Genomic DNA, 26,944 nt, shown 5'->3' with positions numbered 1-26,944 from the left:
CGGTTTGACTTAGCGGTAGACGCCAGCAAACTCTTCAACTTTTTCAAGTGCATCTTTGGTCACGAAACCGGGACCAGAGTTGATGTTGTTGCCTGGAAGTACGCCGTAACGATCAAAGTTGGACAGGATCACAACAGGCAGGTAGGCCTGCAAGAATGGTTGCTGGTCGATGCCCCACTCAATAATGTCGTTTTTGATGCCTTTTACGATTTCTTCGCCAAGGTCGAATGTACCAAAGTAGATCTCACCAGAGAGCCCCATTTCGTCAAGTGCAAGCAGCGTAGGGTCAGCGGAAACCGGACCAAGCGTCAAAACCGCATCTGTATCAGGATTGGCATTCAAATAGGCTTGAACGCGGTTTTTAACCTCCGAGGGGTCTTCGCCAGAGTCGATCATTTGGCTGCCAAGCTCGACACCCAAGCCGTCTGCAAAGCCTTGACAACGCTGCGCTACAACAGTGTTGGAGATCGCGTGGTTGACACAAACAAAGCTCTCAACGCCGTCACCTTTGGCGCGAAGGCCCGCTGCGAGACCAGCATCATACTCTGGCTGACCAACGAACATCAGCGCGCCAACGTCGCGTGCTTGCTCAACAGTTCCGGAATTCATGATGATGACGTCAATGCCCTGATCGACTGCAGAACGGATAGGACCGCTCAAGACATCGAAATCTGCGAGGGTTGTGATGATGCCATCTGGCTGCGTTGCCGCAGCTTGTTCGATGATGCGTGCCATATCGGCCAAATCGCCGGTTGGCGGATTGCGATACTCAACACTTACATCCATTTGCTCGCCCGCAAGGGCGATACCGTTTTTAACTGTGTTCCACCATGTATCTGAATCTGGGGCGTGGCTCACAAGGATATATTTCAGGTCATCGCCGTGATCATCTGCTGTCGCCAAAGCAGGTGACGCGATGACCGCTGCGGTCAGCATAAGTTTGGTAAAAATAGATTTCATGTTGTTCCTCCCAAGAACGCGATTTTAATCAGCAATCGAGCGGGCTGCGCCCTTCTCAAACAGAACAAAACACGGATTCGTTTTTTTTGCAACCGGTTGCAAAAATTATTTTGCAACCCTACCCTCACCTCTACTGACATTTCAAAGAGATACGGGCATAACATTGCGTGCCAAGGAGGATGAAGTGATGACTGCAACGCTCAAAGATGTCGCGACCCGCGCTGGAGTTTCGACCTCGGCTGTCTCGCGCACCTTTACAGATGGTGCGTCCGTTTCCCTCAAAATGCGTCGCAAAGTTGAAAAAGCCGCCGCTGAACTTGGCTACAGTCCGAACTTTTTAGCGCGCAGCCTTACGACGCGCCGCACCAAACTGATCGGATTGGTCAGCAACAACTTTCACAACCCGATCTTTTTGCAGGTGTTCGACCTGTTCACCCGCGGCCTACAAGATCGCGGATTGCGACCGCTCTTGGTTAATTTGAGTGACGAAGTCGATCCCGAGAACTCCTTACGAATGCTACAGCAGTATTCAGTGGATGGTGCCATCGTCGCGTCATCCACCCTACCGCCAGTATTCTCTAAGGCTTTTCGCGATCAAAAACTCCCTGTCGTGCATACCTTTGGCCGCTACACCAGCAGCCCTGATGTACATGTCGTGGGTATCGACAACGTCGAAGCGGGGCGCATGGCGGCACGGGAACTGGTGCAGCGCGGCTATAAGAAAGTGGCCTATTTGGGTGGTCCGCAGCTGGCGACATCCGCACAGGATCGTCTTGAAGGCTTTGAAAATGAACTGTCTCGCCACCCTGAAATTACACATTCCCATAGTTATGCTTCTGCCTATTCTTTCGAGGCAGGCCGCGCTGAAATGCTACGTTTGTTGAAGGAAAACCCAGCTGAAGCGTATTTTTGCGCGGATGATGTCTTGTCCATTGGCGCGCTCAGTGCGGTCAAAGACATGGGCCTTCGCGCGCCCGAAGATATCGGCATCATTGGCTTGAACGATATGGAAATGTCAGGGTGGGAAAACATCAATCTGACGACCATCCATCAGCCTATTCGCCAAATTATCAGTTCGTCGATTGAATTGATGGTCGCGATGCTGGACGAGCCCGATCGTTACCCTGAAGCACGATTATTCCCGTGTCGTGTGGTGGAACGGGGCACATTGCGGCCCCGTCCCTAAGTGCTTATTTGAAAATGGATGGACGCGCATCCATCCAAACGCCGCCCTCTTTCGCGGATGCCACAGCCGTGTGAACCGCCGCCATAGACCGCACCCCGTCTGATGCATTTGGCAACCCATCGCGGGTCTCGCCCGCAATCGCATCTGCCAAATCACAATAGATATTCGCCACAGCCAAGGGAAAGCCCTCAGGGTGTGCGATAGAGACTCGCGACAAACGCTGCGCGTCTTCTGACAGGCCGGATTCGCCTTTTTCGATGATCTGGGTGCGCCCGCCAACAGGGGTATAGATCAACTGGTTTGGTTGCTCAGAAGCCCAACGCAGGCCGCCCGTTTCTCCAAACACTTGAATGTCGAACCCATGCTGCCGACCGATCGCCACAGATGAGGTCCAAAGACGCCCAACAGTGCCGCCCGACATGCGGAAATTGACCATCGCGTCATCTTCCAGCTCACGACTGGAAATCGTTGAGGCGAAGTCAGCGGAGAGTGTTTCGACCTCATCGTTACAGATGAAACTCGCCATATGTAGCGCGTGAATACCACAATCAGCAAACTGACCAGAAACACCCGCCATCGCAGGATCATAGCGCCAGCGCACCCGAGGATTATCAGCATCCGTCGCATCGCCGTGGTGGCCATGCGAAAAGTTCGTGACAACCAAACGCGGTTTCCCAAGTTCGCCGGACTGAACCATCGCCCGCGCTTGGCGCACCATAGGATAGGCGGAATAACAATAGTTCACCGCACAGATTTTGCCTGTCTTTTCAGCGATACCAACAATGGCCTCGCCCTCTTCCACAGTCATCGTCATCGGCTTTTCGCACAGCACATTAAAGCCCGCTTCCAAGAAGGATTTGGTGATCTCGAAATGCGTCGCGTTTGGCGTTGCAACCGTCACCAGATCAACCCGATCCGCACGGTCTTTTTCGCCCACAAGCATCTCCGTCCAATCGCCATAAGCGCGGTCTTGGGCAATGCCCAAACGCTGTGCATAGTCACGACCAGCATCAGCCCGATGATCCAGCGCGCCAGCGGCAAATTCGAACCGCCCGTCAGCCAATGCGCCCAAACGGTGCGCGGGGCCAATTTGGCTCCCCTCGCCGCCGCCAATCATACCCCATTTTAACTTTGCCATAGGTAAGTCTCCTTAGAATCCAATGGATTGCAAATATTCACGATTGGCGCGCGCATCTTCAAGCGGCGTGCCAGGCATAGATGGATCACAGTCTTGTTCAACAGTGCACCAGCCCTCAAAGCCCGCATCCAAAAGACGCTGACGTACGGCTGGGAAATCAACATCACCTTGACCGAGATTGCAGAAAATACCCTGCCCGCAAGCCGTGTAGAAATCAGTGCGTTTTTCAACGACGTCCGCTTTGACTTTAGGGTCGATATCTTTGAAGTGCATGTACGAAATGCGGTCGATGTAGCGGTCCATAAAGGCCACTGGATCGAAGCCAGCATAAGAGTGATGGCCTGTGTCAAAACAGATCTTGAGGATCTTTTCGTCGACCTCACTCAACAGGCGCTCAAGTTCAGGCTCAAAATCCATAAACCCAGCGGCGTGTGCATGAATGCCAACAGTCAAACCGTAGTCTTCAGCGCCCATTTTCGCGATGGTTGCGATGCGATCACGAAAAGCTGTCCATTCGGCCTTGTCCATTTGTTCGGCCTCGGACGCCCGTCCAGCCGTTGGCGCACGACGCGGTGAAATGCTGTCGATCAATACCAAATGCTGCGCGCCGTGAGCCACAAGCGCCTTGCAGGTGCGCGTTGCCGCGTCCAACAAAGTGCCCCAATTGTTTGGGTCGTGAAACGCTTGGAACACCACACCGCCGATGATTTCCAAATCACGTTCGGCCAAAGCAGGAGCCAGCACTTTTGGGTCTTCAGGCATATAGCCGATGGGGCCAAGTTCGATGCCTTTGTAGCCAGCACCAGCACATTGATCCAATACGGATTGCCATGTTGGATACGCTGGATCGCTTGGAAATTCGATTCCCCAAGAACAGGGGGCGTTGCCGATTTTAATAGTCATGTCAGAGCCTTTCGAAAACGCTAAACAGCGACCACATCAACCCACGCTTTTGCGCGAGACGATGCCAATGCTGCAGCGACAACTTGAGTAACGTCCAACCCATCTTGGAATGTGGGCCAAACGGGTGTTTGAGTTTCGATCGCACGTAAGAAATCACGCGATTCAATGATAATTTGGTCTTGGTATCCTGTGCCGTGGCCGGGGCCTTGGCAGAAGTTTTCGTAATCTGGGTGCGCAGGGCCGATCAGAATTTTGCGAAATCCGCGTGTGGCCTCTGGCTCGTCTGCATTGTAAAGCCAAAGCGCGTTTTGATCTTCTTGATCGAATTTAATCGCACCTTTCGTGCCGGTGATTTCATAGGCATAGCCCATTTTGCGACCATGGCTGATGCGGCTGAAATACATCTGCCCCATCGCACCATTTTCGAAACGACACATCAGTTGACCGTGATCGTCGTTGTCCACTGTGCCGCCTGGACGCGTGGTGTGCACGGTCTCGACTTCGGCGATCAACTTGGCAATCGGCCCGATCAAGGCCAATGCGCCATTGATCATATGAGGGGCCAGATCGCCCATAGTGCCGTTGGCATCCCCCATGGTCCGCCATGTCGCAGGGCTTTCTGGATCGGCCATGAAATCTTCTGTATGCTCACCGCGAAACCATGTGATATCGCCGATAGCGCCCTCAGCAATCAGCTTGCGGGCAAACTGGCTTGCTGGGGTGCGAATGTAATTGAACCCAGTCATACTTATCTGGCCACGGGCTGCCTCGGTCATGATTTGACTGTCACTTAATGACGCCCCGAGCGGTTTTTCGCAAAATACTGGCTTGTTCAATGCAAAGGCGGCCAATGCAATCTCGCGGTGGGTTTCTTGCGGCGAGGCAATCATGATCGCCTCAACCCGCGGATCATTCACCAACACCCGCCAGTCGTCTGTCGCGCGCTTAAACCCATAAGCCTCAAGATACCGCTGCGCACTTGCAGGTGAGCTGGCACAGATCATTTCTAAACGGGGGCGCAGAGCCGTATTGAACACCGCACCGACGGCGGACATCGCGACCGCATGGGCTTTGCCCATATAGCCGCCACCGATGATCCCAATTCCTATTTCTTTCATGCCGCTGAGTCTTTCTTTTCAGATTCTATTTGCAACCGGTTGCAAAATTAGTATCTTCGGATTCGAAAGCGCGCAAGCAACAATCGCAAAATCGATCAGCGTGAGGAAGAATTAAGCACATGACAAACAAAACAATACATCTGACAACAGCGCAGGCGATCATCAAATATCTCGACAATCAGTTCATCGAAATTGACGGTCAAGAGATGCGCGTTTGCGGTGGCGGCTTTGGCATTTTTGGCCATGGCAATGTGACATGCTTGGGCGAAGCGCTCTATGATGTGCGCGACACGCTACCGTTGTATCGCGGCCAAAACGAGCAAGGCATGGGGTTCGCGGCTGCGGCCTATGCCAAACAATGGTTACGTCAACGTTTCATGCTTTGCACCGCAAGTGCGGGCCCCGGCACAACGAACCTTTTGACGTCAGCGGGACTGGCACACGCCAACCGTTTGCCGATGTTGTTGCTCTGTGGAGATGCCTTTACCACCCGCCTGCCCGACCCTGTTTTGCAACAGCTTGAGCACTTCAACAATCCCACTATTGGTGTGAACGACGCGTTCAAAGCCGTCACACGGTTCTGGGATCGCATCACGCATCCGGCGCAAATCTTGCAATCTTTGCCGGCAGCACTGGCCACGATGATGGACCCAACAGATTGTGGGCCTGCATTCATTGGATTGCCACAAGACGTCCAAGGCTGGACTTATGAGTATCCTGAAAGCTTTTTCGAGAAACGCGTTCACCGTATGCGCCGCCAAGCTCCTGATGTGGCAGATGTGGCAGATGCAATTGCTGTACTGTCCAAAGCGGAACGCCCGATGATCATCGCTGGCGGTGGCGTTCAGTATTCTGGCGCAGTGGCGGAACTCACTGCCTTTGCCGAAACTCATAATATCCCCGTGGTGGAAACCATCGCGGGGCGCGCCAATTTGTTGCAAGATCACGCGCTGAACATCGGGCCTGTTGGTGTCACGGGGTCGAACAGCGCCAATTCCATCGCAGAGAAGGCGGATGTGATCGTCGCAGTCGGCACGCGTCTGCAAGATTTCACCACTGGATCGTGGACCGCTTTCGCGCAAGACGCCAAAATCATCGGCGTCAACGTCGGTCGTCACGATGCGATGAAGCACATGTCTGTACCTGTTGTGGGAGACGCAAAACTCAGCCTTCCCGCCTTGTCGGCGGCCCTTGGCGATTACGCAAGCCCTGCCACTTGGACCGCCTTTGCCAAAGAAGAGCGCGTCAAATGGGTTGCCTATACAGATAAAGTCACCACAGTCGGAAATGGGCCGAACTCTTATGCTCAAACCATTCGCGTGGTGAACGATCTGTGCGATCCACGTGATCGTGTTGTCGCGGCTGCAGGCGGCTTGCCTGCAGAGGTCACAGCCCATTGGCAGACCAAAGACATTGGCACAGTTGATGTGGAATTCGGTTTCTCTTGCATGGGGTACGAGATCGCAGGCGGCTGGGGCGCACGTATCGCGCAGTACGAGCGCGAACCAGAGCGCGACACCATCGTGTTCACTGGCGACGGGTCTTACATGTTGATGAACTCGGATGTGTATTCATCCGTTTTGTCAGGCCACAAGATGATCATCTGTGTGCTTGATAATGGTGGATTTGCCGTCATCAACAAACTGCAAAACAACACTGGCAACGAGAGCTTCAACAACCTGTTGGAAGACTGCCCAACGATCAAAGCGCCTTTTGCCGTCGATTTTGAAGCGCATGCCAAATCCATGGGTGCCAATGCTGAAACCGTGGCGAATCCGCATGAATTCGGCGAAGCCTTCAAACGCGCACAGGCGTCAGACAAAACATCCGTCATCGTGATGAAGGTCGACGCCTATGAGGGCTGGACCACTGAGGGTCACACATGGTGGGAAGTGGGCACGCCGCACATCACAACGCATAAAAAGGTCGCCGAAAAGCATCTCGAGACAGAAGCCTCACGCACCAAACAACGAAAGGGTGTGTAATGGACGTATATGCAGGCATCAAAAAGAACAACTTTGTCGTCATCGGACGCGTGGGCATGGACCTGTTCACAGGCCCTAATGGCGCGACCGAAACGGCTGATCAATTCACAGCGGATATGGGCGGATCGTCTGCCAATATTGCAGCGGGCGTTGTCAAACTTGGCGGCAAAGCTTCGCTTGTCACCCGTGTCTCGGACGATGCAGTGGGGCGATTTTGCACCAACAAGCTGGATCACTACGGCGTTGGCCGCAACCATGTGAAACCCATCGGCGGCGAGTTTCGCAACTCTCTGGCGCTTTATGAAAGCCGCATCGAAGACCACCAATCGGTGATCTACCGCAACAGTGCCGCTGATTTTGAAATGACCATCGAGGATGTGGAGGCCGTTGATTATGCGTCTTACGGCGCATTGGTTACGGCGGGCACTGTTTTTGCGGCAGAGCCATCACGGTCTGCCACATTTCGGGCCTTTGAGTTGGCACGCGAAGCGGGTATTCCGATCATCTTTGACGTCGATTACAGGCCTTACAGCTGGCCCTCAGCAAAGGTCGCCGAAGAGGTTCTGTCAAAAGCTGGCGCGCTGTCTGATGTCATCATTGGCAATGACGAAGAGTTCGGCTTTATGGCGGGCGGCATTGACAAAGGCATGGACAAAGCCCGCGCCCTTGCCGCCTCAACAGCAACCATCGTTGTCTACAAAATGGGCGAGCATGGTGCAGTTACGTTTGCCGATGGTGCGGAAATTCGCACCGGTATTTTCCCTGTCACCGCACTCAAACCCACGGGCGCGGGCGACAGTTTCATGGCGGGTCTTTTGGCCTCTATCGCCGATGGCTACCCCCTCAAAGAGGCCGTACTGCGCGGCTCTGCCTGTGCGGCCATCGTGGTTGCAAAGCCCGGCTGCGCCCCTGCGATGCCTTTCCCTGCCGATCTCGAAAACTTTCTGGCCAATCACCCTGGCCCAACCCAAGTTACCTAAGGAATTCAAATGCATATCGCCCCATACGACAATAAAAATATTCCCATTGTAGACGCAGATGATGCGACAGTTCCGCTCAACTATTTGAATATCGTCAAACTGAAAGCAGGCGAAGCCTTTGAATATCAAGTGCCCGGATACGAAACCTGCATCGTACCTGCCACAGGCACCATCGACGTGAGCGTTGAAGGCGTTGAGTACAAGGCCATCGGCAACCGTACTTTGGATGTTTGGGACGGTGAACCAGAAGGCGTTTACGTGCCTGTTGGGGCGAAAGTGACTTTCGTGGCAACCCGCGACACAGAAACATTCATCGCAGGTGCGCGTTACGACAAAGTGCTTGAGCCTTTTGATGTGCGCGTGGCTCAGTTGGACAAAGTACAATACGGTTCAGACGACACCAAAACGCACCGCAAGATCAAGCACATCTTGGGGCAGGCGCATCACGACAAAGTCGGTCGTTTGCTGGTGTCTGAACTGTTCACGGTTGGTGAAGGCGGCTGGTCTGGTTTTCCTGCGCACAAACATGACACGGACCGCAAAGACGCCGATGGCAATATCATCGAGACACGCCACGACGAGACCTATAATTTCCGTTTCCGTCCGAACCACGGCTCTGGCGTTCAGATCATTCAACACGAAGAAGGCAAACCGGGCGATGCCTACCAGTTGATGGATAGATCAACGATTTTGCTGCGCAGCGGTTACCATCCTTGTGTCGCGATGCCGGGCTACGAGATGTACTATTTCACCATTTTAGGTGGCCTCTCTCAGCGCAGCTTGGTGCAGTACTTTCAGCCAACGCATGCCTACCAAATTGAAACGATCCCTGGGATCAAAGACATGGTGGCGAAATTTAAATGACACTGGTCACACTCGCACAGGCCCTTCAACCAGCCCTCACAGGTGGTTACGCTGTGGCCGGTTTGGTCACACTCGGTTGGGAAGACATGCGCGCCTATGTGGCCGCAGCAGAAGCAGAGGGCTGTCCTGTGATTTTGCAGGCTGGTCCATCATGTCGCGCGCATACCCCCCTACCAATATTGGGCAAAATGTTCCGGCATCTGGCTGAAAATGCCAGCATACCTGTCGTCGCCCACCTTGATCACGGATATACCTTTGAGGAATGCCAAGAAGCCTTGGACTCGGGTTTCACATCCTTAATGTATGACGGGTCGCGCAAACCTTTGAACCAAAACATCGATGAGACGGCGCGGATCGCGGAAATGGCGCATAATGCCGGCATTTCTTGCGAGGGAGAAATCGGTTTTGTTGGCTATGCTGATGGTGAAAACTCAGCGGGTACTGACCCTGAAGAGGCGGCGAAGTTCGCGGCTGAGTCTGGCGTAGATGCAATGGCGATTTCAGTCGGCAACGTGCATTTGCAACAAGACAAAGAGGGCGGCTTGGACATGCAGCGCATCCGCGCGATTGAGGCCCTGACAACTGTTCCTTTGGTGATCCATGGCGGGTCTGGCGTGCCTGTGGCGCAGCGAACCGAACTTGCGACAAGCTCTAAAATCTGCAAATTCAACATCGGCACCGAGTTGCGGATGGCCTTTGGTGCGGCCCTACGCGAGGCTGTAAATGCCGATCCATCCCGCTTTGATCGCGTCACCATTTTGAAAGAAACCCACGATCCATTGGTCGCGGCGACACGAAACGTTTTGCGGGCCTTTGGTCCTGTCAACAAAGGATAGCGCAATGCTGAACATTGGAATTTTGGGCTGTGGCCGCATCGGGCAAGTGCATGCGCGATCCCTGATGCGCATGCCTGAGGCAAAAATAGTCGCTCTTGCAGATGCCTTTCCTGCCTCGGCTATGGCATTGGCTAAATCCACGGGGGCACAGGTTCGTGACGTCGATACCATCATCGCCAGCGGTGACGTGGATGCGATCATCATCTGCACGCCAACAGACACGCATTACGATTTGATCCACGCGGCGGCGAAAGCTGGCAAAGCGATTTTTTGCGAAAAACCGATTGATATGTCGGCGGACCGCATTCGCGATTGTATCAAAGTGGTCGAAAGCAACAACGTCGCCTTCATGACCGCATTCAACCGTCGTTTTGATCCGAACTTTGCCAACGTCCAAGCGCGCATTGCGGCGGGCGAAGTGGGTGATGTTGAAATCGTGACGATACTGTCGCGCGACCCAGCCGCGCCCCCTATCAGCTATATTGAAAGCTCGGGCGGCATTTTTCGCGACATGATGATCCATGATTTCGACATGGCACGTTTTTTACTTGGGGAAGAACCTGTGCAAATCTTTGCAGTCGGGTCTGCCTTGGTTGACCCCGCGATTGGCGCGGCCGGCGATGTCGACACCGCTGCGGTGACTTTGACCACGGCAAGCGGTAAAATCTGTCAGATTTCCAACTCTCGCCGTGCCAGCTATGGCTACGATCAACGCCTTGAAGTGCACGGGTCCAAAGGCATGTTGCGCGCGGAAAACCTGCTTGAGAACACCGTGGAAGTGGCCACCGAAGCGGGCTTTCGCCGCGCGCCCACGCTCAACTTTTTCCTGGAGCGTTACGAGACGGCTTATCTGTCTGAGATGCAGCATTTCATTAATGCTCTGACCAATGGCACACCAGTGATGCCAAGCATCACAGATGGTTTGAAAGCTCAGCTTTTGGCAGATGCAGCCACGGAGTCGTTCAAGACAGGCAAGCCTGTCACTGTTTAATATAGATTATCATAACATATTGAAACGGGGGCCCTTTTGGAGCCCCCGTTTTGCATTGACTGCCTGTAAAACTGTAATAATTACGCAGCAGAATCCGTGTTGAACATCAGATGCACCTTGACGGCTTGAGTACGATCGCCCGCCAATTCAAAGGCTTCAACAGCCCTGTCCAATGGCATTTGCGCCGTGATCATCGGGCGCACATCGATGCTGCGCGTTGAGATAGCAGTCACGGCGTGCTGGAACTCATTGTAGAACCGGAAGGTGCCGCGATGGGTCAGTTCCTTGGCCACCAAAACGCCCAGCGGGATAGCGGTATCGCCGCCCATACCGACCTGAACTATTACGCCGCGCGGACGCAAGGCCCCCAAAGCGCTAACCAGTGCAGGCGCAGCACCTGTACATTCGAAAGCTGCATCGAAATATCCTTTACCTTGGGCATATCCGGCCATGGTTGTGGTGTCGCTCATAACATTAATGGTTGTCGTAGCCCCCATGTCAGAGGCGACTGTTAACGGCACATCTTGCAGATCAGCCACGACAATCTCGGACGCGCCAGCCGCTTTGGCCAAAGCCGTACAGAGCCCACCAATCGGCCCTGCTCCCATCACCAATACGCGCTTGCCTTGTAAATCACCCGCGAGGCTATGGGCATGCATGCAGACAGCCAAAGGTTCTGAACAAGCCGCCTCAGCCACAGACACATCGCCTGTCACCGGTACACATTGCGCCGCAGGCAGAGTGATTTTATCGCGGTACATCCCTTGCACATGCGGCGTGCGCATCGCCGATCCGCTAAAGATCATGTCTGTGCAATGCATCTCAAGCCCCTGCGCACAATATTCACATGTGCCGCAATTGATGCTGGGGTTCAGCGCAACCATATCGCCCGCTTTAAGTCCCGTGACACCTGCGCCAAGCGCCTCGACAAAGCCAGCAGCCTCGTGCCCCAAGATGATAGGCTCTTTCACGCGGATGGCTCCAAAACCGCCATGCTGATAATAATGCAGATCAGATCCGCAAATCCCACCAGCGCCAAGCGCCACACGCACTTCACCCGCTTTGGGCGCGACGACATCACGGGTTTCGATACGCAGATCTTTTGCCTCATGAAGGCAGCACACTCGGGTTTTCATAAACGTTCCTAAGTCTAAAATTGGATTACGGCGCGGGCTGATCAATCGCCACAAAGCGCAACGGTTTTATCATACGAAAGATCTTTCGACAGGGTGATGGTGCAATCATCGCCGACAAATTACAGCGCAATGTATGCGCATACATTTTTGATTGTCAACGTACTCGAAAGCCCTTGCGGCGTCACATTGAATGCCTAATGATCACAAAATGGCAGATGGAATTTTTAACAAAAAAGTCACAAGCCGCGTGACGATGGCAGACGTCGGACGCCTTGCAGGTGTAACCCAAGTGACGGTATCCCGCGCTCTCTCACATCCAGACAAGGTTTCAAAGGATACATTGCGTCGCATTCAAGACGCCATTGATGCAACAGGGTTTGTACCTAATGCTGTCGCAGGGGCATTGGCATCCAAACGATCCAATCTGGTGTCCGCATTGATCCCGTCTTTGACCAATGTCGTCTACACTTCATTTATGGCCACGTTTTCAGATCACCTGCGCCAAAACGGCTATCAAGTGCTGTTGTCAGAAACGGGATTTAATACCGCATCTGAGGACGCGCTGATCGCCACGCACCTGTCGCGCAGACCCGACGCCATGCTGTTGACCGGCATTCATCACAGCGACAAGGCCCGAAAACAGTTGCAGGGCGCGGGCATTCCAGTTGTGGAAATTTGGGACATCACGGACGAACCCATTGATATCTGCGTAGGATTCAATCACAGCGCCGCAGGGCATGCCGTAGCGGAATATCTAAAGGCAAAAGGCCACGCCTTTGCCGCAACAATCACCGCTGATGATGAACGTGCCTTACGCAGGCAGTCTGCCTTTGCCGAACGATTTACTGTGCTCTCACAAAACGCGGTGCCAGATGCCAATACAGGCGGCACCGCCAGCATCGGCGCGGGCCGCGCGGCTATGGCACATCTCATTGATCACAGTGATTTTCGCAAAGGAGCGGTGTTTTGCAGTTCTGATTTATCAGCTCATGGAGCCATAATAGAGCTGCGCGCTCGTGGATTTAGAGTGCCCCAAGATATCGCTATAGTTGGTTTTGGCGACCAAGACTTCGCCCGTGATATCGATCCCGCCTTGACCACAGTTGCCGTGGATCGACTGCGATTGGGGCATCTCGCAGCCAGTTCTGTATTGGACAAATTGATGGGACAGCCTATTAAATCCGTCCACGACCTTGGTTTTAAAATATTGACACGCCTGTCAGCATAGCCCGTTGCGTGAAGTGGCTCTAACTGACGTGCCTGTGGGGAGCAGACAAAGCTCAAGCCGCGCTTCAGATTTCTTTATCTTCCTCAGGAGTGTTCAACGTAGACCATGTATCGTCACGCGCTGGCGCAGGCGGCGTTTCACACTCACCGCGATGGATGTTCGCCTTAGCGATAAAATTGGCCGAAATTGGCGCTGTGACGAATAAGAACGCCATGATCAGCAGCTCATGCACAGATCCTTCGCCCAGAGCAAAGGAATGAAGGGTCGAGGCCAACAATAACATCCCGATACCGATAGTCCCAACTTTCGTGGGCGCATGGAGCCGCGTCATAGGATCGTTGAACTTCAAAAGTCCGATAACGCCAATAATGATAAAGCCTGACCCGATCAGCAAAGACAGCGCTGCGAGGTAGGTTCCGATGATTTCAAAAGTCATTCGATAATATCTCCGCGCAAGATGAACCGCGCCAAAGCCACGGTTGATACGAACCCTAGCATGGCGATTAACAATGACACTTCAAAATAGATTTGCGTGCCCTGTTGAATGCCCAAGACAACCACAAGACCTAGGGCGTTCACGACCATCGTATCCAACGCAAGGATGCGATCCCCCGGTGTTGGCCCTAAAACCAGCCGCACCATGGATAGAACTTGCCCAAGCGCAAGGGCGACAAAAGCGATGATCAATGCGATGTCCATAACGGTTGAAGCTGTCGTCATGAGAAGATTTCCTTCAGTCGATCTTGGTATCGGGTCATGATGTCGTCGCGCACGGCGTCAGGATCATCTGTGTGCAGCACATGCACCAAAAGGCTATGCCCTTCGTCAGAAACATCTGCAGACACAGTGCCTGGTGTCAAAGTGATCGTTCCAGCCAAGAGTGTGATGGCTTCGGGGTGTTTCAATTCAAGCGGCACCACAATCCAAGTCGGTTTCAGTTTGGAATTGGGCACGGACAATACGATCCAAGCCACTTGAATATTGGCAACAACAATGTCCCAAACGACCATAAGGCTATAAGAGCACAACTTGCGCAAACGCAAACTTTTGGGCCTATCAGGCCACCAAATTGATGTGCCCCAAGGAATCAAAATACCAAGGATGACACCGAAGACGGCCATACCTGCAGAGACTTCCTTTTGCAAAATAACCCAAACGACAGCCAAAAGCAGCGTCAAAAAAGGATGCGGCATCAGCCATTTAAAGGTGCGAACCATATCAGTGACCCTCCTCTTTCGCGCTTGAATGATCATCGGCTACAGCAGGTGTGCTCAACTTACCCGCCGTGTCCAAAACCTTAGACATATATGGCTGAGGTGCGAACAGCTGAGCGGCCATCGTTGTAGCATACCCATGGACCTGACCGGCAAAGACGGACAGCGCGATCAACAACGATAGTAAGCCACCGACCGCGACATAGGATAACACCGTCGGGCGCTCGAACTCTGATGCATCTTCAAGCGGTGCCTCGCCTTGGGCTTTCCAAAACACAATACTGCCAGCGCGCACAAATCCGACGATGCCGATAAGGCTTGATCCCAACACGACCGCCCATATCCACACCACAAGGCCAGACTCAAAGGCTGCATTCAGCACCAAGAGTTTCCCAAGAAAACCTGACAATGGCGGCAAGCCTGCCATGGCGATCGCGCCTACAAAAAACAATCCTGCGGTCAAAGCATTGCCGACGACAGCCGGTTGCGATGTAAGGTCAAGATTGGCCCGCCCTGTGCGCACCAGATCAACGACCAAGAACAACGCAGCGCCCGCCAGAGTTGAATGAATGATATAGTAAAGTGCCGCGGCGATCCCTTCCGGCGTGAACAAAGAAATCGATACCATAACCATGCCCATCGATCCGATCACAGCAAAGGCCACCAAACGGTCCAGTTTTTTCGCCGCTAAGACGCCCACCATACCAACAGCGACAGATATCAACGCCGCAGGCATCAACCAAACATCATGCAACCCCGCTGTAACTGATAGGTCTGGCGGAAAGATCATCGTATAGACGCGAATGATCGCATAGGCACCAACTTTGGTCATAATCGCGAACAAGGCAGCCACCGGCGCAGGCGCTTCGGCATAGCTGGATGGCAGCCAAAAATGCAACGGCACCACGGCGGCTTTGATCGCAAACACAAGCAGCAACAGTACAGCTGCGACGCGGATGCCCACTGTGTCAGCCGCCCCGATCATCGCCACGCGATTGGCCAAATCAGCCATGTTCAACGTGCCCGTTTCAGCATAGATCGATGCCAGCGCGAATAAGAACAGCGTGGATCCGATCAGATTGAACAGCACATATTGCACACCCGCACGCAATCGCGGAGTGCCACCTCCATGGATCATCAGCCCGTAAGAGGCAATCAACAGCACTTCGAAAAACACAAACAAGTTGAACAGGTCACCCGTCAAGAATGCGCCCATGATTCCCATCAATTGGAACTGGAACAACGCGTGGAAATGCCGTCCTCGATTGTCCCAGCCAGACCCTATTGCATAAAGCAGCACAAACAGCGCCAAGACAGCCGTCAGTAAGACCATCATCGTCGACAGGCGATCTCCGACCAAAACGATGCCAAAGGGCGCGGCCCAGTCGCTGAGTTGGTACAATAAAATTGTGCCATCCGAGACCTGAAAAACAAGTCCCAAAGCAATTGCAATCAGTGCCAAAACACCCGCAACAGAAAAACTTCTTTGAATGCCAATGTGATAACGCGCGGCCAGCACAATAAATGGCGCCAACAATGCGGGCAAAACGATGGGTGTGATCAACCAATGGGTCATGACTGGCCCTCCGCTTTAGAATCCGAGGCTTCAGGCTGATCATCCACGTGATCATCATCAGACCCCAAAAAGGCCCCCAAACCGATCATCACCACAACCGCTGTCATGCCAAAGGAAATAACAATAGCAGTCAGCACCAAGGCCTGTGGCAATGGATCCGTATAAGTGGTCACGCCATCACTTAAGATCGGAGGTGCGCCGACGGTCAAACGCCCAGAGGCAAAGATAAACACATTCACCGCATATGTGAGCAGAGAAATCCCCATAATCACAGGAAAGGTACGCAAGCGCAGCGTGAGGTAAATACCGCCAGCTGTCAAAATGCCGATGGCTGATGCAACGAGAAATTCCATGTTACACCTCCTCCTTTGCTTGACCGCTTGTGGCGGAATCTGGGTCGTCTCTTGAAGGATCAATATCCATTGGGTATTCGCTGTCCGCCATATTGGCCCGTTTGGCCAAACGCGAGAAGCTTTCCAGCGACAGCATCACCGCGCCGACCACCGCCAAGAATACACCTAGATCGAACAAAGCAGCCGTGGCCAATTCGAACTTGTGGAACGGCGGAATCCGCACATAGGTAAAGGCCGAGGTCAAGAATGGCTTGCCGACGAACCAAGACCCGATGCCCGTAAACCCAGCGATCAAAACGCCTGCGCCAATCACACCGTGATAAGGGTATCTCAACCGTGCAGACGTCCAAGCAAAGCCGCTGGCCATATACTGCATGACAACCGCGATCGACACGATAAGCCCTGCGATAAAGCCGCCACCGGGTTCATTGTGCCCGCGCAAGAAGATGTAGAACCCAACCAACAGAACCACAGGCATGATCACGCGGGTCAGGACGACCATCATTATCGGATGCTTATTACCTGCCCGTTTTTGATCAGGCTTGCGGTTCAACAGACGCGCCCGAACGGGCCCGCTCAGCAAAGTTTCGGTTAACGCGTAAATTAACAAAGCTGCGATCCCAAGCACGATGATCTCGCCATAGGTATCAAAGCCACGAAAATCGACCAAGATCACGTTGACAACATTGTTGCCGCCCCCACCCTTGTAGGAATTGGCCAAGTGGAATTCGGAAATTGGCGGCGCGACGGATGTGCGCAACATGTAGTAATAGGCCAAGCCGAATGTCGCCAATCCACCGGCAATCGCCACACCAGCATCACGAACACGACGCAGGACTGTACTTTCAACGGGGGTGAATTTCGGCAAAAAGTTAAGCGCCAAAAGCAGCAGGATGATGGTAACAACTTCGACAGTGAATTGCGTCATCGCCAAATCAGGCGCGCTGAAGAACACGAAGCCGATCGAGACCATAAGGCCCACAATGCCGATCAAAATCAGCGACAAAAGTCGATTGCGGTGCATCAAAACCAACCCTGCCGTTGCAGCGACAAGCATCACCCACCCCGCAATCACAACAGGGCTAGCCGCTTGGGCTTCACGTGTTGGCGCGCCAAGCGTGCCCGTCGTCCAAGCATGAAACCCAGCAGCTATGATCGTGATCGCGCCGATGGCAGCGAACCGTGAGAATGCGCCATTGTGTAGCGGCAAGATCAACAGACGCGCGACTTGCGTGACGGATTCAACAATAGCCTCAAAGATCGGTTTGGCTTCAGGGCGCGGTGTGCGATCCCACAGACGCAGCGCGGGATTAAACACTGCAATCATGACCAAGCCGCCCGCGACAGCAATAATCGACATGAACAAGGCGGGCACCAACCCGTGCCAAATCTTGAAATGCGCGCTTGGCAAATCGGCTGCGCCGCCCAGAACAGATGCAGTCACGAGTTTGACGAAAGGCTCTGCGACAAACGGGGCAACACCAATGACCACGACCAACACGGCCAAAATCGCAGGCGGCATCCACAGGCCAGGATTTGGATCATGTGGTTTGGCAGGGTAATCATCGCGCACGGGGCCAAAGAACACATGGCCGATCAGACGGAAACAATAAGCGGCTGAAAAAACAGAGCCGAAGGTGGCTAGAGCAGGCACCAACCAATGCGACCCAAACAGCACCGTGTGATGGGCTTCCTCTAACATCATTTCTTTGGACAAGAACCCGTTGAGCAGAGGAATGCCCGCCATCGATAGGGCCGCCAGTGACGCAATCATAAAGGTCACAGGCATCAATTTGCGCAAGCCCCCCAACCGACGGATGTCGCGGGTGTGCGCTTCGTGATCGATAATCCCTGCGGACATAAACAAAGCGGCCTTGAAGGTCGCGTGGTTCAAAATATGGAACACTGCGGCCATAGCGCCGAACGCCGAGCCTGTTCCCAAAAGCATGGTGATCAGGCCAAGGTGGCTGACCGTGGAAAAGGCCAAAAGCGCCTTCAGATCATGTTTGAATAAGGCGATCACGGCACCCAGCACCATTGTGATCAAGCCAGCAGAGGTGACGATCACGAACCATTCAGGCGTGCCAGACAAGACAGGCCACATGCGCGCCATCAAGAAGATACCTGCTTTTACCATCGTCGCGGAGTGCAAATATGCTGACACAGGCGTGGGGGCCGACATCGCATGCGGCAACCAGAAATGGAACGGGAACTGCGCTGATTTGGTGAAACAGCCCAGTAAAATCAAGATCAACGCCGTCACATACAGCGGATCAGCTTGGATCAAATCGCGGTTTTGCAAAATTACGCTCAGATCATAACTGCCCACGATCTGACCCAAGATCAGCATCCCACCGATCATCGCCAAACCGCCCATGCCAGTGACCGTCAACGCCATCCGCGCGCCTTGACGCCCCTCTGGCAGATGCTTCCAATAACCGATCAACAGGAACGACGACAAAGATGTGATTTCCCAGAAGACAAGCAACAGCAATATGTTGTCACTTAAGACAATCCCGACCATCGCGCCTTGGAACAACAATAGATAGGTGAAAAACTCACCCATATTGTCGTCACGGCTTAGATAATTACGCGCATAGGCGATGATCAAAAGGCCGATGCCCAAAATCAACGTTGCAAAGAAAAAGCCCAATCCGTCCAACATCAAGGTGAAGTTCAAGCCAAGCACAGGCATCCAGTCGATGCCCACCATGACGACGTCGCCCGCAAGGACTGTGGGAAGGTTGCTCAACAGGCCAATAAAGGCGAGCAGTGAAACCGTAAATGTGACGCCAGCACAGGCCGAGCGACCAGCGGAATTCATAAGGCCTGGCAAAAGCGCGCCAAAGAAGGGCAAAGCAACGATGAAAAAGAGGGACACGAGAGCTCCTTATTTGGACGTTTTTGTCACTTTGGCAAAACTAAAGCCGTTTCCCAAGACTGCAAGTCCATTTGACAAAAATTGTCGTGAATTACGCTCTTATTAGTACGACCTTTTTCAGCGCGAAAAATAATCACATAATCACCACTCACAAGGCGCTCATCTTTGCACAATAGACCAATCCCGCGCCACAATCGGACACATGACCGTGCCTTTCAACAGCTATGGTATGCGCGCTTAAACACGCGTACAATGCCCTGATGAACGACGTGCATACACTTTCTCCAGAACATATCTTGGTTTGCCCGCAATGCGATGCTGCCTATATTTTGGCGCGCCCGAAAACAGGCGAGCGTGCCGTCTGCACAAGATGCCACACCGTGCTCATTCGAAACAAACATGAAGCAGGTATCCAAATTATCGCGTTATCATTGGCCATAGCGATCTTGATTGTTGCGGCAACGTTTTTTCCGTTTCTGACGATCAATGCCGCAGGCGCCACCAACTCTGCGTCTTTGTTGGATGCAGCCTTGGCCTTTAGCGATGGCCCCTTGATGATCTTATCGCTGACCACCGCAGCCTTGATTGTTGTGGTGCCTTTTGTGCGTGTCATTTTAACAGTCTATGTGTTGTCGCCGATTGTTTTAAATCGCACACCAGCACGCGGCGCAATGGGAGCATTTCGCCTTTCAGAAGCCCTTAGACCGTGGTCTATGGTGGAAATATTCGCGCTTGGTTGTGCTGTCGCTTTGATCAAAATCAGTGACCTCGCGGATGTATCTTTTGGTTCGGCATTTTGGATGTTTGCCGTGCTTGTTTTTTTGGTTGTCATTCAAGACAATTTGATTTGTAGGTGGTCGATATGGGACTCGCTGGAGACACCCAAGAAATCTTAAGTGCGAAAGACATCGGCGTCATTGCATGCACACGGTGTACCCGCGCTTGGCCTGCGGGCACCACAACCTGTGGGCGTTGCGGAGCATCTATAAAGCTCAACAATAACAAAAGCCTGCAACGGGTTTGGGCGCTATGGCTGGCGGGTCTTATGTGCTACGTGCCCGCCAATATGTACCCGATGCTGCAAACCCGTACGTTGCTTCAGGTTCAACAAGATACCATTGTCGGAGGCGCAATCGAGCTTGTTCATCATGACGCAATTGGTATCGCGGTGGTTATCTTGCTTGCAAGTGTGGTCATTCCGCTGGGCAAATTCATTGCCATCGCCTTCCTCGCGATTTCGGTGACCAAGCGATCATCGATGTCCAACCATCAAAGGCAGCTCTTGTTTGAAATCGTCGAAGCCATAGGCCGTTGGTCGATGATTGATATCTTCGTCGTTGCGATTATGTCGTCTTTGGTGCAATTGGATACTCTGGCGGCCATCAATCCTGGTATTGCAAGCCTGTTTTTTGCCCTATCTGTGATATTCACAATGCTTTCGGCGCAAGCCTTTGACACCAAAATGATCTGGGACACATCCCACGAGCGCCAAGGAACGACTGAACATGACTGACACCCCGACAACCGTCACCATCGAGCCTGTGCGCGGATCTTTGTTAAGCCGCCTCTCCGTTGTGTGGATCGTCCCACTGTTGGCGCTGGTGATTGCCCTTGGCGTTGCGTGGAAATCCTACAGTGACCGCGGGCCGCTCATTTCCATTGAGTTCGAAAACGGCGCGGGCATTGCAAAACGCGAAACAGAGCTACGGTATCGTGATATCGCGGTTGGGGTTGTTGAAGATGTTAAATTCTCAGAGGGTTTAGAAACCGTAATCGCACTCGTGCGGCTTGAAAAAAACGTGGCCCCCTATGTTGACTCCGCCTCCTCGTTTTGGGTTGTGCGGCCGGAACTCAGCGCGCGCGGCGTCACAGGGCTCGATACTGTTTTGAGCGGCGTCTATATCGAAGGCTCATGGGACAGTGACATATCTGACGCGCAAGATCATTTTACCGGATTATCCGACGCGCCTTTGTCGCGCCACGGCAAAGAAGGCTTGGAGATCACCCTGCGTACAACACCCGGTGGCTCGATCACCGATGACAGCTCGATCTCTTTTCGCGGTATCGAAGTGGGGCGCGTTGGCACAGCAACCATTTCAGAGCAAGGCAATTTCGCCACGGCCAAAGCAATCATTTATCACCCTCACAGTCGTTTAATCTCTCCGTCTACGCGATTTTGGGATACCTCAGGATTTACATTTTCTGTTGGCCCAAGTGGTGCCGAAATTGATTTTTCGTCCGTAGCCACATTGATTGGCGGCGGGCTGACGTTTGATACCTTTGTGTCGGAAAGCGGCGTCGTGCGCGAAGGCGCTGAATTTGATGTCTACGAAGATGAAACCTCGGCGCGAAACAGTCTTTTCAATGCTTCAGAAGTGGAAGTCTTGGAAATGCGCGTTGTTTTTGATGAAAGCGTGTCTGGCCTCGCCGTAGACGCCCCTGTTGAACTGAACGGGTTGCGCATAGGCAAAGTGCGCAGCGTTTCTGGTATTGTCGGCCAAGACGCCACTGGCGCACGCCGCGTACTGCTGAATGCTGTTTTATCTATCCAACCTGCCCGCCTCGGTTTGCAACAAAACGTAACCCCTGAAGGCGCGTTGACGTTTTTGACGGATCGCATCAATGAAGGGCTCCGCGCGCGCCTCGTCTCGGCTGGCCTTTTGTCAGCCGGACTGAAAATCGAACTGGTGCAAGTTGAGAATGCACCGCCCTATGAAGCGGAATTTGGCCCTGGTATTGTTCCGGTCATTCCCACCACTAAGAGCCAAATTTCCGACGCCACAGCAACAGTTGAAGGCGTGGTCAACAGGATCAACAACTTGCCGATTGAAGCGTTGATGTTCAGCGCAATCCGCTTACTGAACAGTTCCGAAGCCTTAATTTCAGACACAGACCTGCGCGAAACGCCGCAAGATTTACGGGCCTTGCTGAACGATGTGCGCGGGATTGTGGCCTCGCAAGACATGCAAAACATCCCCGTCACCTTGAATGCGACAATCAGCCGTTTCGAAACCCTTTTGGCCCAACTTGAAGACGGCCAAATGGCCTCCAAACTGGTCACGGCGCTTGACGCCGCAGCCAAAGCCGCAGACGGCGTGAACACCTCTGTCGAAGGTGTGCCAGCACTCATTTCACAGCTTCAAGCCGTGGCCGCGAAAGCGGAAAGTCTGCCGCTTGCTGATTTGACAACACAGTTGACCGCACTCACATCCTCTGCCGATCAAATACTTGGGACAGAGGCAGCAAGAAAATTACCAGCAGACCTTGGCGCGGCGCTGAATGAACTAAACGAAACATTGGCAGAACTGCGCAAAGGTGGCGCTGTGACAAACATAAACGCGACGCTGGACTCTACGCGTAAAGCCGCGGATGCTGTTGCTGTCGCCACCCAAGATTTGCCCACATTGGTTGGGCGTATCCAACGCGTTTTGACACAAGCAAGTGCCACCATCGAAGGCTATAACAAAGGCGATGTGATCAGCCGCGATGCGCAGGCCGCCCTGCGTGACATTTCGCAGGCCGCCGATGCCATGACATCTTTGGCCCGCATGTTAGAACGCAATCCAGACTCACTCATTCGAGGACGATAACGATGACCTTTTTAAAAACTGCCCTTGTTGGGACCTCCCTCGTTCTCGCATCCTGTGGAGCCGCGCCAGATCGCTATACCGTGACGGCCCCCATTGTGACAGAAAAGCTGCGCATCGGATTTAGCGCAGTTGAAGTGAGCGACGTCTCATTGCCAACATATGCAGCTGCCGATGAAATTGTGGTTCAAGATGCCACCGGAAAGCTGGTCCCTAGCGGCGCGGCCCTTTGGGCCGACACCCCAGAACGTTCTGTCGCGTTGGAGCTCACTCGCAATCTTGCCAAGCTTTCAAATGCTCGCGTGGCCTCTGAACCTTGGCCGTTTGAGGCTTTCCCTGATGCCCGTTTAGAAGTTCGTTTCGAAAGCCTTGTTGCTCAAGCCGACGGACAATTCCGCGCCACGGGACAGTATTTTGTCGGCGTCACAGATGAACGACGCGAACGTTCAGGACTGTTTGATCTAACCGTGCCATTTGACACCACAGGCGGCCCCCAAGCTGTAGCGCAAGCACGCGGCCAAATCATATTAGATCTCGCAACGTATATCGCCAGCAAGGGCCTAAAATAACGTAGATCGCGGGTTATAAGCGACCAAGATCGACGCACATGTAAAATTTGGCTAGCCACAATGTCTCACCGTCCACAAAAAGCTTGGTGAGTTATAGGCACGGATCAAAGGTGGGCAGTCACCCCGTATCATTTCTGGTCTTGGTATGAAGTGCATTCACGACAGTTCCGTTGCCTTCGCCCCCGCGCGGCGACTTTCCCGTTTGTAACAATCTCCATTTCCTCAGTCTAAAATTCAAAAAGTTTCGATCTATCGGATATGACTTAAACGAATCTTCACTCCTTCAAGGCATTTCTCGAGGCAGATGGACACTCGCGTCCAATTTCACTGCAACTCGCACCGGACCTCTGTGGACATTTATCCTAAGCGATGAGGAGAGACTGATGAACGTTTTTAAGAAAATCAAGTTAGCACAAAAATTGCCAATGGTCATGATAGGCCTTACGGCCTTGGCAATCTGTGTGTCTGGGGTCATTTCCTATTCGCATGCCTCTAAGGCCCTCTTGGGGGAAGCGGAAGAAAAGCTCTCAACCATCGCCGAGGCTCGCCAAATAGAATTCCAAACGTGGCTAAACAGCATAGATGTTGACATTCGTGGCCAAGCGACAAGCCCAACAGTACTGTCCGCATTGCGCGGCTTTGGTGAAGCTTGGCGTGTTCTGCCAGACGACCCCACGGCCTATCTGCAAGACGTCTATATCGACCAGAACCCGAATATCGAAGGCGAAAAGCACCTCCTTGATGCGGCTGAAGATGGCTCTGGTTACAGTCGTGTCCACAAACTTTATCATTCTTATTTTCGCGATCTTGCTGATGAAAAAGGCTATTATGATATCTTCGTTTTCAATTTGGACGGCGATCTGGTGTACTCTGTGTTCAAAGAACGCGATTATGCAACAAACTTTATCGACGGCCCGTTCAAAGACTCAGGTTTGGGTGCCACTGTAAAAGCTGTAATAGCTGCAACAACGGATGAGACCGCCGGCGAAGGTTCAAAAATTATATTTGAAGACCTTCAAGCTTATGCCCCTTCTCACGGTGCCCCTGCGGCTTTTATCGGCGCCCCTATCGTTGATCGCCGCGGTGCGACGAAAGGCGTCATAGCTTTTCAACTTCCAACAGCCAGGTTCAATTTAGTCATGCAACGCACGACAGGCCTAGGTGAGACAGGCGAAGCATATCTCGTGGGTTCAGATTTGAAATTACGAAGCGCCCCTATCCACGCAGAAGGCAGCTCCGCCTTGGTGCAAACGGTAACGAACCAAGCTGCACGCCACGCGTTAGCGGGTGAAACAGGTTTGATACGTGAAACTGATGCGAACGCAGAAATGGGGCATGCACACGAACATCTCGCAGCTTATCTTCCGATCGATTATCATGGAGTGCGCTGGGGTCTTATCGCCGAACAGACGATCGACGAAATTTTACTACCAGCCAATCACTTACGCAATGAAATGGTTCGTGATGGCATATTCATGATAATTGCAACAGCCGTTATCGCTTATCTAATTTCCCGCACGATTTCCAAGCCTTTGACCCGTGTTGAAAACTCGATGCGCAAAGTCTCTGCAGGTGATTACTCTGGCGATGTTCCTGGTATCCAACGAGGCGATGAAATTGGCGGAATTGCCAATGCCCTTGATGAATTTCGCAACGCTCTGGGACGAGCGGAACAAGCCACAAGCGACGGCCTCTTCAAAGGCGCCGCATTTGAAGGTTCTTCCGCCGCTTTGATGATGATAAATCAAGACTTCATCATCACATATATGAACACAGCGGCACTTTCGCTTATGAAAGATCATCAAGAAACATTCCAAGGCCTGTTCCCTGATTTCGACGCCCAAGACCTTGTCGGAAAAAGTATCGACGTTTTCCATAAATCACCCGAACACAATCGCAAAATTCTGTCTGATCCATCAATGATGCCATATGCGACGGACATTAAAGTTAAAGATGTATATTTCTCTCTCGACATCAATTCGGTCAGCGACCTCGATGGCAATCAAATTGGCTGCGTCTTGGAATGGAAAGACGTTACAGAATTCAGAACCAGCGCGGCCATTATTGCAGCTCTAGACGCCAATCAAGCAAAAGCAGAATTCGATCTTTCAGGCAATTTGATCACCGCAAACAAGAGCTTTACACAAATGACTGGGCTTGAAGGCGAGACACTCATAGGGCTTAATTATGATGATTTATTCAAATTTTATCCTGCCATAGAAACTGAGAATGGCTCAATTTGGAACCGATTGCTGGACGGCGAAAGCATTTATGGACGCTTCAATTTGACATCCAAGAACGACGACAGGTCCGTGTTAGATGGAACATTATGCCCCGTCAAAGACGCTAGCGGTAAGCCATTTCGTATTATTCTGCTCGGAACAGATATCACCGAAAACGAAAGGGCGCTGCGCGATGCTCAAATTGAACAAGAAAAAATGAAAGCTGAGCAGGATAAAGTTGTTGAGAGCCTGAGAGTTGGCTTGAAACGCCTTGCAGATGGCGATCTAACGAACACAATCACCGAACCCTTTTCTCAGGATTACGAAACGCTTCGCCACGACTTTAACCTCGCGATGACAAACTTACTGGGCGCGATGAGCAGCGTTGTCGAAAACGCAGGCATGATCCGTGGTGAAGCAAGTGAAATTTCGACCGCGGCAGATAATCTATCTCAACGCACCGAGCAGCAAGCTGCAACTCTTGAAGAAACTGCCACGGCATTGGATCAGCTAACATCGTCGGTGAGCTCAGCTGCTGAGGGCGCAAATCAAGCAAGCGAAATGGTCGCCTCAGCCAAAGCAAACGCTGAAGCATCAGGTGTCGTCGTGCAAGAAGCCGTCGAAGCTATGAGTGAAATTGAAACCTCCTCAAATCAAATTTCAAAGATCACTTCGGTCATTGATGATATTGCATTTCAAACCAATCTCCTTGCTCTAAATGCTGGTGTCGAAGCGGCAAGAGCCGGCGAAGCTGGCCGTGGGTTTGCAGTTGTCGCCTCTGAAGTGCGAGCTCTTGCACAAAGATCTTCGGAAGCGGCACGTGAAATCAATGATCTAATATCTAAATCAGGTTCCTTAGTGAAACGAGGGGTCGGTCTTGTCGGCCAAACAGGAGACGCTTTGAAAGGCATAGTTCGTTCAGTATCTGAAATTGCGAACAATGTTTCCGAAATTGCGGAATCTTCTCGTGAACAATCAAGCGGACTTGCCGAAATCAATGCAGCGGTAAATCAACTCGATCAAGTGGTAATCCCCCCATTTTTAATGGGGTCCAGCCATAGAATTCATGCGGCTGTTTTCAATTTCATTGCGGGAGTTATGCCGCCGATGCCCATGTTGGGCCGCTCGTTGTTGTAAGTCCAGAGCCATTCAGTCGCCTGGTCTTGTGCCTCCTCAATCGTTTCGAAGATGTATTGTCCCAGCCATTCGCCGCGAAC

The 26,944-nt window shown here is 52.6% G+C and carries 24 protein-coding genes; 12 read left to right on the top strand and 12 right to left on the bottom strand.

The genetic code is table 11. The annotated features are described in order from the left end of the window. Positions 1–9: 9 nt before the first annotated feature. Entirely contained in the window at positions 10–960 is a 951-nt protein-coding gene (locus KO497_RS02730; protein WP_215942430.1) for a sugar ABC transporter substrate-binding protein, read from the bottom strand. Between the two features lie 187 nt (positions 961–1,147). Between KO497_RS02730 and KO497_RS02725 the strand changes: the two genes are divergently transcribed. Beyond that, positions 1,148–2,146 (top strand): LacI family DNA-binding transcriptional regulator, encoded by a 999-nt coding sequence (locus KO497_RS02725; RefSeq protein ID WP_215942429.1) that lies wholly within the window; start codon positions 1,148–1,150, stop codon positions 2,144–2,146. 4 nt (positions 2,147–2,150) lie between these two features. Here KO497_RS02725 and KO497_RS02720 read toward each other — a convergent pair whose 3' ends face one another. The 3 genes from KO497_RS02720 to KO497_RS02710 are packed head-to-tail and all read right to left on the bottom strand — an operon-like array spanning position 2,151 to position 5,305. After that, positions 2,151–3,284, bottom strand: a complete 1,134-nt coding sequence (locus KO497_RS02720; protein ID WP_215942428.1) for a Gfo/Idh/MocA family protein — start codon at positions 3,282–3,284, stop codon at positions 2,151–2,153. Between the two features lie 12 nt (positions 3,285–3,296). Next, positions 3,297–4,187, bottom strand: coding sequence for a sugar phosphate isomerase/epimerase family protein (locus tag KO497_RS02715; protein ID WP_215942427.1), 891 nt, complete (start codon positions 4,185–4,187; stop codon positions 3,297–3,299). 20 nt (positions 4,188–4,207) lie between these two features. Continuing rightward, complete coding sequence (locus KO497_RS02710; protein WP_215942426.1) at positions 4,208–5,305, bottom strand: Gfo/Idh/MocA family protein; 1,098 nt, start codon at positions 5,303–5,305, stop codon at positions 4,208–4,210. Positions 5,306–5,424: 119 nt separating this feature from the next. On the opposite strand from KO497_RS02710, the gene iolD reads away from it, so the two are divergent. Genes iolD through iolG form a run of 5 tightly spaced genes read left to right on the top strand, consistent with a single transcriptional unit; the run spans position 5,425 to position 10,961 of the window. Further along, a complete protein-coding gene (gene iolD, locus KO497_RS02705) occupies positions 5,425–7,290 on the top strand; it encodes a 3D-(3,5/4)-trihydroxycyclohexane-1,2-dione acylhydrolase (decyclizing) (RefSeq protein WP_215942425.1) in 1,866 nt (621 codons plus the stop codon). Continuing rightward, positions 7,290–8,270, top strand: coding sequence for a 5-dehydro-2-deoxygluconokinase (iolC, locus tag KO497_RS02700; RefSeq protein ID WP_215942424.1), 981 nt, complete (start codon positions 7,290–7,292; stop codon positions 8,268–8,270). Before iolD ends, iolC begins: the two co-directional genes overlap by 1 nt. A gap of 9 nt (positions 8,271–8,279) precedes the next feature. Continuing rightward, positions 8,280–9,134 carry a 5-deoxy-glucuronate isomerase gene (locus tag KO497_RS02695; RefSeq protein ID WP_215942423.1) on the top strand — a complete coding sequence of 285 codons (855 nt, stop codon included), beginning with the start codon at positions 8,280–8,282 and terminating at the stop codon, positions 9,132–9,134. Continuing rightward, positions 9,131–9,970 carry a class II fructose-bisphosphate aldolase gene (locus KO497_RS02690; RefSeq protein WP_215942422.1) on the top strand — a complete coding sequence of 280 codons (840 nt, stop codon included), beginning with the start codon at positions 9,131–9,133 and terminating at the stop codon, positions 9,968–9,970. The genes KO497_RS02695 and KO497_RS02690 overlap by 4 nt, the downstream gene beginning before the upstream one ends. 4 nt (positions 9,971–9,974) lie before the next feature. After that, positions 9,975–10,961: an inositol 2-dehydrogenase gene (gene iolG / locus KO497_RS02685; RefSeq protein ID WP_215942421.1), complete on the top strand. Its 987-nt coding sequence runs from the start codon at positions 9,975–9,977 to the stop codon at positions 10,959–10,961. An 80-nt stretch (positions 10,962–11,041) separates the two neighbouring features. On the opposite strand, the gene KO497_RS02680 is transcribed toward iolG, so the two are convergent. Further along, positions 11,042–12,097 (bottom strand): L-idonate 5-dehydrogenase, encoded by a 1,056-nt coding sequence (locus KO497_RS02680; RefSeq protein WP_215942420.1) that lies wholly within the window; start codon positions 12,095–12,097, stop codon positions 11,042–11,044. Between the two features lie 208 nt (positions 12,098–12,305). On the opposite strand from KO497_RS02680, the gene KO497_RS02675 reads away from it, so the two are divergent. Further along, on the top strand, positions 12,306–13,325 hold the full coding sequence (locus tag KO497_RS02675) for a LacI family DNA-binding transcriptional regulator (RefSeq protein WP_252729481.1): 1,020 nt from the start codon (positions 12,306–12,308) through the stop codon (positions 13,323–13,325). A gap of 64 nt (positions 13,326–13,389) precedes the next feature. Here KO497_RS02675 and mnhG read toward each other — a convergent pair whose 3' ends face one another. The 6 genes from mnhG to KO497_RS02645 are packed head-to-tail and all read right to left on the bottom strand — an operon-like array spanning position 13,390 to position 19,349. Next, positions 13,390–13,761, bottom strand: coding sequence for a monovalent cation/H(+) antiporter subunit G (mnhG, locus tag KO497_RS02670; protein ID WP_215942419.1), 372 nt, complete (start codon positions 13,759–13,761; stop codon positions 13,390–13,392). Next, positions 13,758–14,045 (bottom strand): K+/H+ antiporter subunit F, encoded by a 288-nt coding sequence (locus KO497_RS02665; protein ID WP_215942418.1) that lies wholly within the window; start codon positions 14,043–14,045, stop codon positions 13,758–13,760. Before KO497_RS02665 ends, mnhG begins: the two co-directional genes overlap by 4 nt. Next, positions 14,042–14,542: a Na+/H+ antiporter subunit E gene (locus KO497_RS02660; protein WP_215942417.1), complete on the bottom strand. Its 501-nt coding sequence runs from the start codon at positions 14,540–14,542 to the stop codon at positions 14,042–14,044. The genes KO497_RS02665 and KO497_RS02660 overlap by 4 nt, the downstream gene beginning before the upstream one ends. A 1-nt stretch (position 14,543) precedes the next feature. Beyond that, positions 14,544–16,115, bottom strand: coding sequence for a monovalent cation/H+ antiporter subunit D (locus tag KO497_RS02655; protein WP_215942416.1), 1,572 nt, complete (start codon positions 16,113–16,115; stop codon positions 14,544–14,546). Then, complete coding sequence (locus tag KO497_RS02650; protein WP_215942415.1) at positions 16,112–16,468, bottom strand: Na+/H+ antiporter subunit C; 357 nt, start codon at positions 16,466–16,468, stop codon at positions 16,112–16,114. Before KO497_RS02650 ends, KO497_RS02655 begins: the two co-directional genes overlap by 4 nt. 1 nt (position 16,469) lies before the next feature. Continuing rightward, complete coding sequence (locus tag KO497_RS02645) at positions 16,470–19,349, bottom strand: monovalent cation/H+ antiporter subunit A (RefSeq protein WP_215942414.1); 2,880 nt, start codon at positions 19,347–19,349, stop codon at positions 16,470–16,472. A gap of 260 nt (positions 19,350–19,609) precedes the next feature. On the opposite strand from KO497_RS02645, the gene KO497_RS02640 reads away from it, so the two are divergent. The 5 genes from KO497_RS02640 (at position 19,610) to KO497_RS02620 (ending at position 26,864) form a co-directional block, all read left to right on the top strand. Continuing rightward, positions 19,610–20,245: a paraquat-inducible protein A gene (locus KO497_RS02640; protein ID WP_215942413.1), complete on the top strand. Its 636-nt coding sequence runs from the start codon at positions 19,610–19,612 to the stop codon at positions 20,243–20,245. Continuing rightward, positions 20,212–20,862: a paraquat-inducible protein A gene (locus tag KO497_RS02635; protein WP_215942412.1), complete on the top strand. Its 651-nt coding sequence runs from the start codon at positions 20,212–20,214 to the stop codon at positions 20,860–20,862. The genes KO497_RS02640 and KO497_RS02635 overlap by 34 nt, the downstream gene beginning before the upstream one ends. Beyond that, positions 20,855–22,939, top strand: a complete 2,085-nt coding sequence (locus KO497_RS02630; protein WP_215942411.1) for an intermembrane transport protein PqiB — start codon at positions 20,855–20,857, stop codon at positions 22,937–22,939. Before KO497_RS02635 ends, KO497_RS02630 begins: the two co-directional genes overlap by 8 nt. Before the next feature lie 2 nt (positions 22,940–22,941). Continuing rightward, positions 22,942–23,505: a PqiC family protein gene (locus tag KO497_RS02625; RefSeq protein ID WP_215942410.1), complete on the top strand. Its 564-nt coding sequence runs from the start codon at positions 22,942–22,944 to the stop codon at positions 23,503–23,505. Between the two features lie 383 nt (positions 23,506–23,888). Then, a complete protein-coding gene (locus KO497_RS02620; protein WP_215942409.1) occupies positions 23,889–26,864 on the top strand; it encodes a methyl-accepting chemotaxis protein in 2,976 nt (991 codons plus the stop codon). On the opposite strand, the gene KO497_RS02615 is transcribed toward KO497_RS02620, so the two are convergent. Continuing rightward, positions 26,792–26,944, bottom strand: a 153-nt coding sequence (locus tag KO497_RS02615; RefSeq protein ID WP_215942552.1) for an integrase core domain-containing protein, incomplete at its 5' end; no start/stop codon positions are given. The two genes, KO497_RS02620 and KO497_RS02615, sit on opposite strands and share 73 nt — an antisense overlap.

It is taken from the genome of Pacificibacter marinus, from assembly GCF_018860665.1.
In the GTDB taxonomy this organism is placed as follows: domain Bacteria; phylum Pseudomonadota; class Alphaproteobacteria; order Rhodobacterales; family Rhodobacteraceae; genus Celeribacter; species Celeribacter marinus_A.
Note: the sequence above shows the minus strand (reverse complement) of the source record. Positions and strands in the feature narration are given on the sequence as shown.

Bases quoted from the DNA above. Each gene is read 5' to 3' on its own strand.
- mnhG (WP_215942419.1), bottom strand. From the start codon at position 13,761: ATGACTTTTGAAATCATCGGAACCTACCTCGCAGCGCTGTCTTTGCTG.
- KO497_RS02730 (WP_215942430.1), bottom strand. From the start codon at position 960: ATGAAATCTATTTTTACCAAACTTATGCTGACCGCAGCGGTCATCGCG.
- KO497_RS02710 (WP_215942426.1), bottom strand. From the start codon at position 5,305: ATGAAAGAAATAGGAATTGGGATCATCGGTGGCGGCTATATGGGCAAA.
- KO497_RS02640 (WP_215942413.1), top strand. From the start codon at position 19,610: ATGAACGACGTGCATACACTTTCTCCAGAACATATCTTGGTTTGCCCG.
- KO497_RS02715 (WP_215942427.1), bottom strand. From the start codon at position 4,187: ATGACTATTAAAATCGGCAACGCCCCCTGTTCTTGGGGAATCGAATTT.
- KO497_RS02625 (WP_215942410.1), top strand. From the start codon at position 22,942: ATGACCTTTTTAAAAACTGCCCTTGTTGGGACCTCCCTCGTTCTCGCA.
- KO497_RS02650 (WP_215942415.1), bottom strand. From the start codon at position 16,468: ATGGAATTTCTCGTTGCATCAGCCATCGGCATTTTGACAGCTGGCGGT.
- KO497_RS02620 (WP_215942409.1), top strand. From the start codon at position 23,889: ATGAACGTTTTTAAGAAAATCAAGTTAGCACAAAAATTGCCAATGGTC.
- KO497_RS02635 (WP_215942412.1), top strand. From the start codon at position 20,212: ATGGGACTCGCTGGAGACACCCAAGAAATCTTAAGTGCGAAAGACATC.
- KO497_RS02665 (WP_215942418.1), bottom strand. From the start codon at position 14,045: ATGACGACAGCTTCAACCGTTATGGACATCGCATTGATCATCGCTTTT.
- KO497_RS02690 (WP_215942422.1), top strand. From the start codon at position 9,131: ATGACACTGGTCACACTCGCACAGGCCCTTCAACCAGCCCTCACAGGT.
- KO497_RS02680 (WP_215942420.1), bottom strand. From the start codon at position 12,097: ATGAAAACCCGAGTGTGCTGCCTTCATGAGGCAAAAGATCTGCGTATC.
- iolD (WP_215942425.1), top strand. From the start codon at position 5,425: ATGACAAACAAAACAATACATCTGACAACAGCGCAGGCGATCATCAAA.
- KO497_RS02695 (WP_215942423.1), top strand. From the start codon at position 8,280: ATGCATATCGCCCCATACGACAATAAAAATATTCCCATTGTAGACGCA.
- KO497_RS02660 (WP_215942417.1), bottom strand. From the start codon at position 14,542: ATGGTTCGCACCTTTAAATGGCTGATGCCGCATCCTTTTTTGACGCTG.
- KO497_RS02655 (WP_215942416.1), bottom strand. From the start codon at position 16,115: ATGACCCATTGGTTGATCACACCCATCGTTTTGCCCGCATTGTTGGCG.
- iolG (WP_215942421.1), top strand. From the start codon at position 9,975: ATGCTGAACATTGGAATTTTGGGCTGTGGCCGCATCGGGCAAGTGCAT.
- KO497_RS02720 (WP_215942428.1), bottom strand. From the start codon at position 3,284: ATGGCAAAGTTAAAATGGGGTATGATTGGCGGCGGCGAGGGGAGCCAA.
- KO497_RS02630 (WP_215942411.1), top strand. From the start codon at position 20,855: ATGACTGACACCCCGACAACCGTCACCATCGAGCCTGTGCGCGGATCT.
- KO497_RS02675 (WP_252729481.1), top strand. From the start codon at position 12,306: ATGGCAGATGGAATTTTTAACAAAAAAGTCACAAGCCGCGTGACGATG.
- iolC (WP_215942424.1), top strand. From the start codon at position 7,290: ATGGACGTATATGCAGGCATCAAAAAGAACAACTTTGTCGTCATCGGA.
- KO497_RS02725 (WP_215942429.1), top strand. From the start codon at position 1,148: ATGACTGCAACGCTCAAAGATGTCGCGACCCGCGCTGGAGTTTCGACC.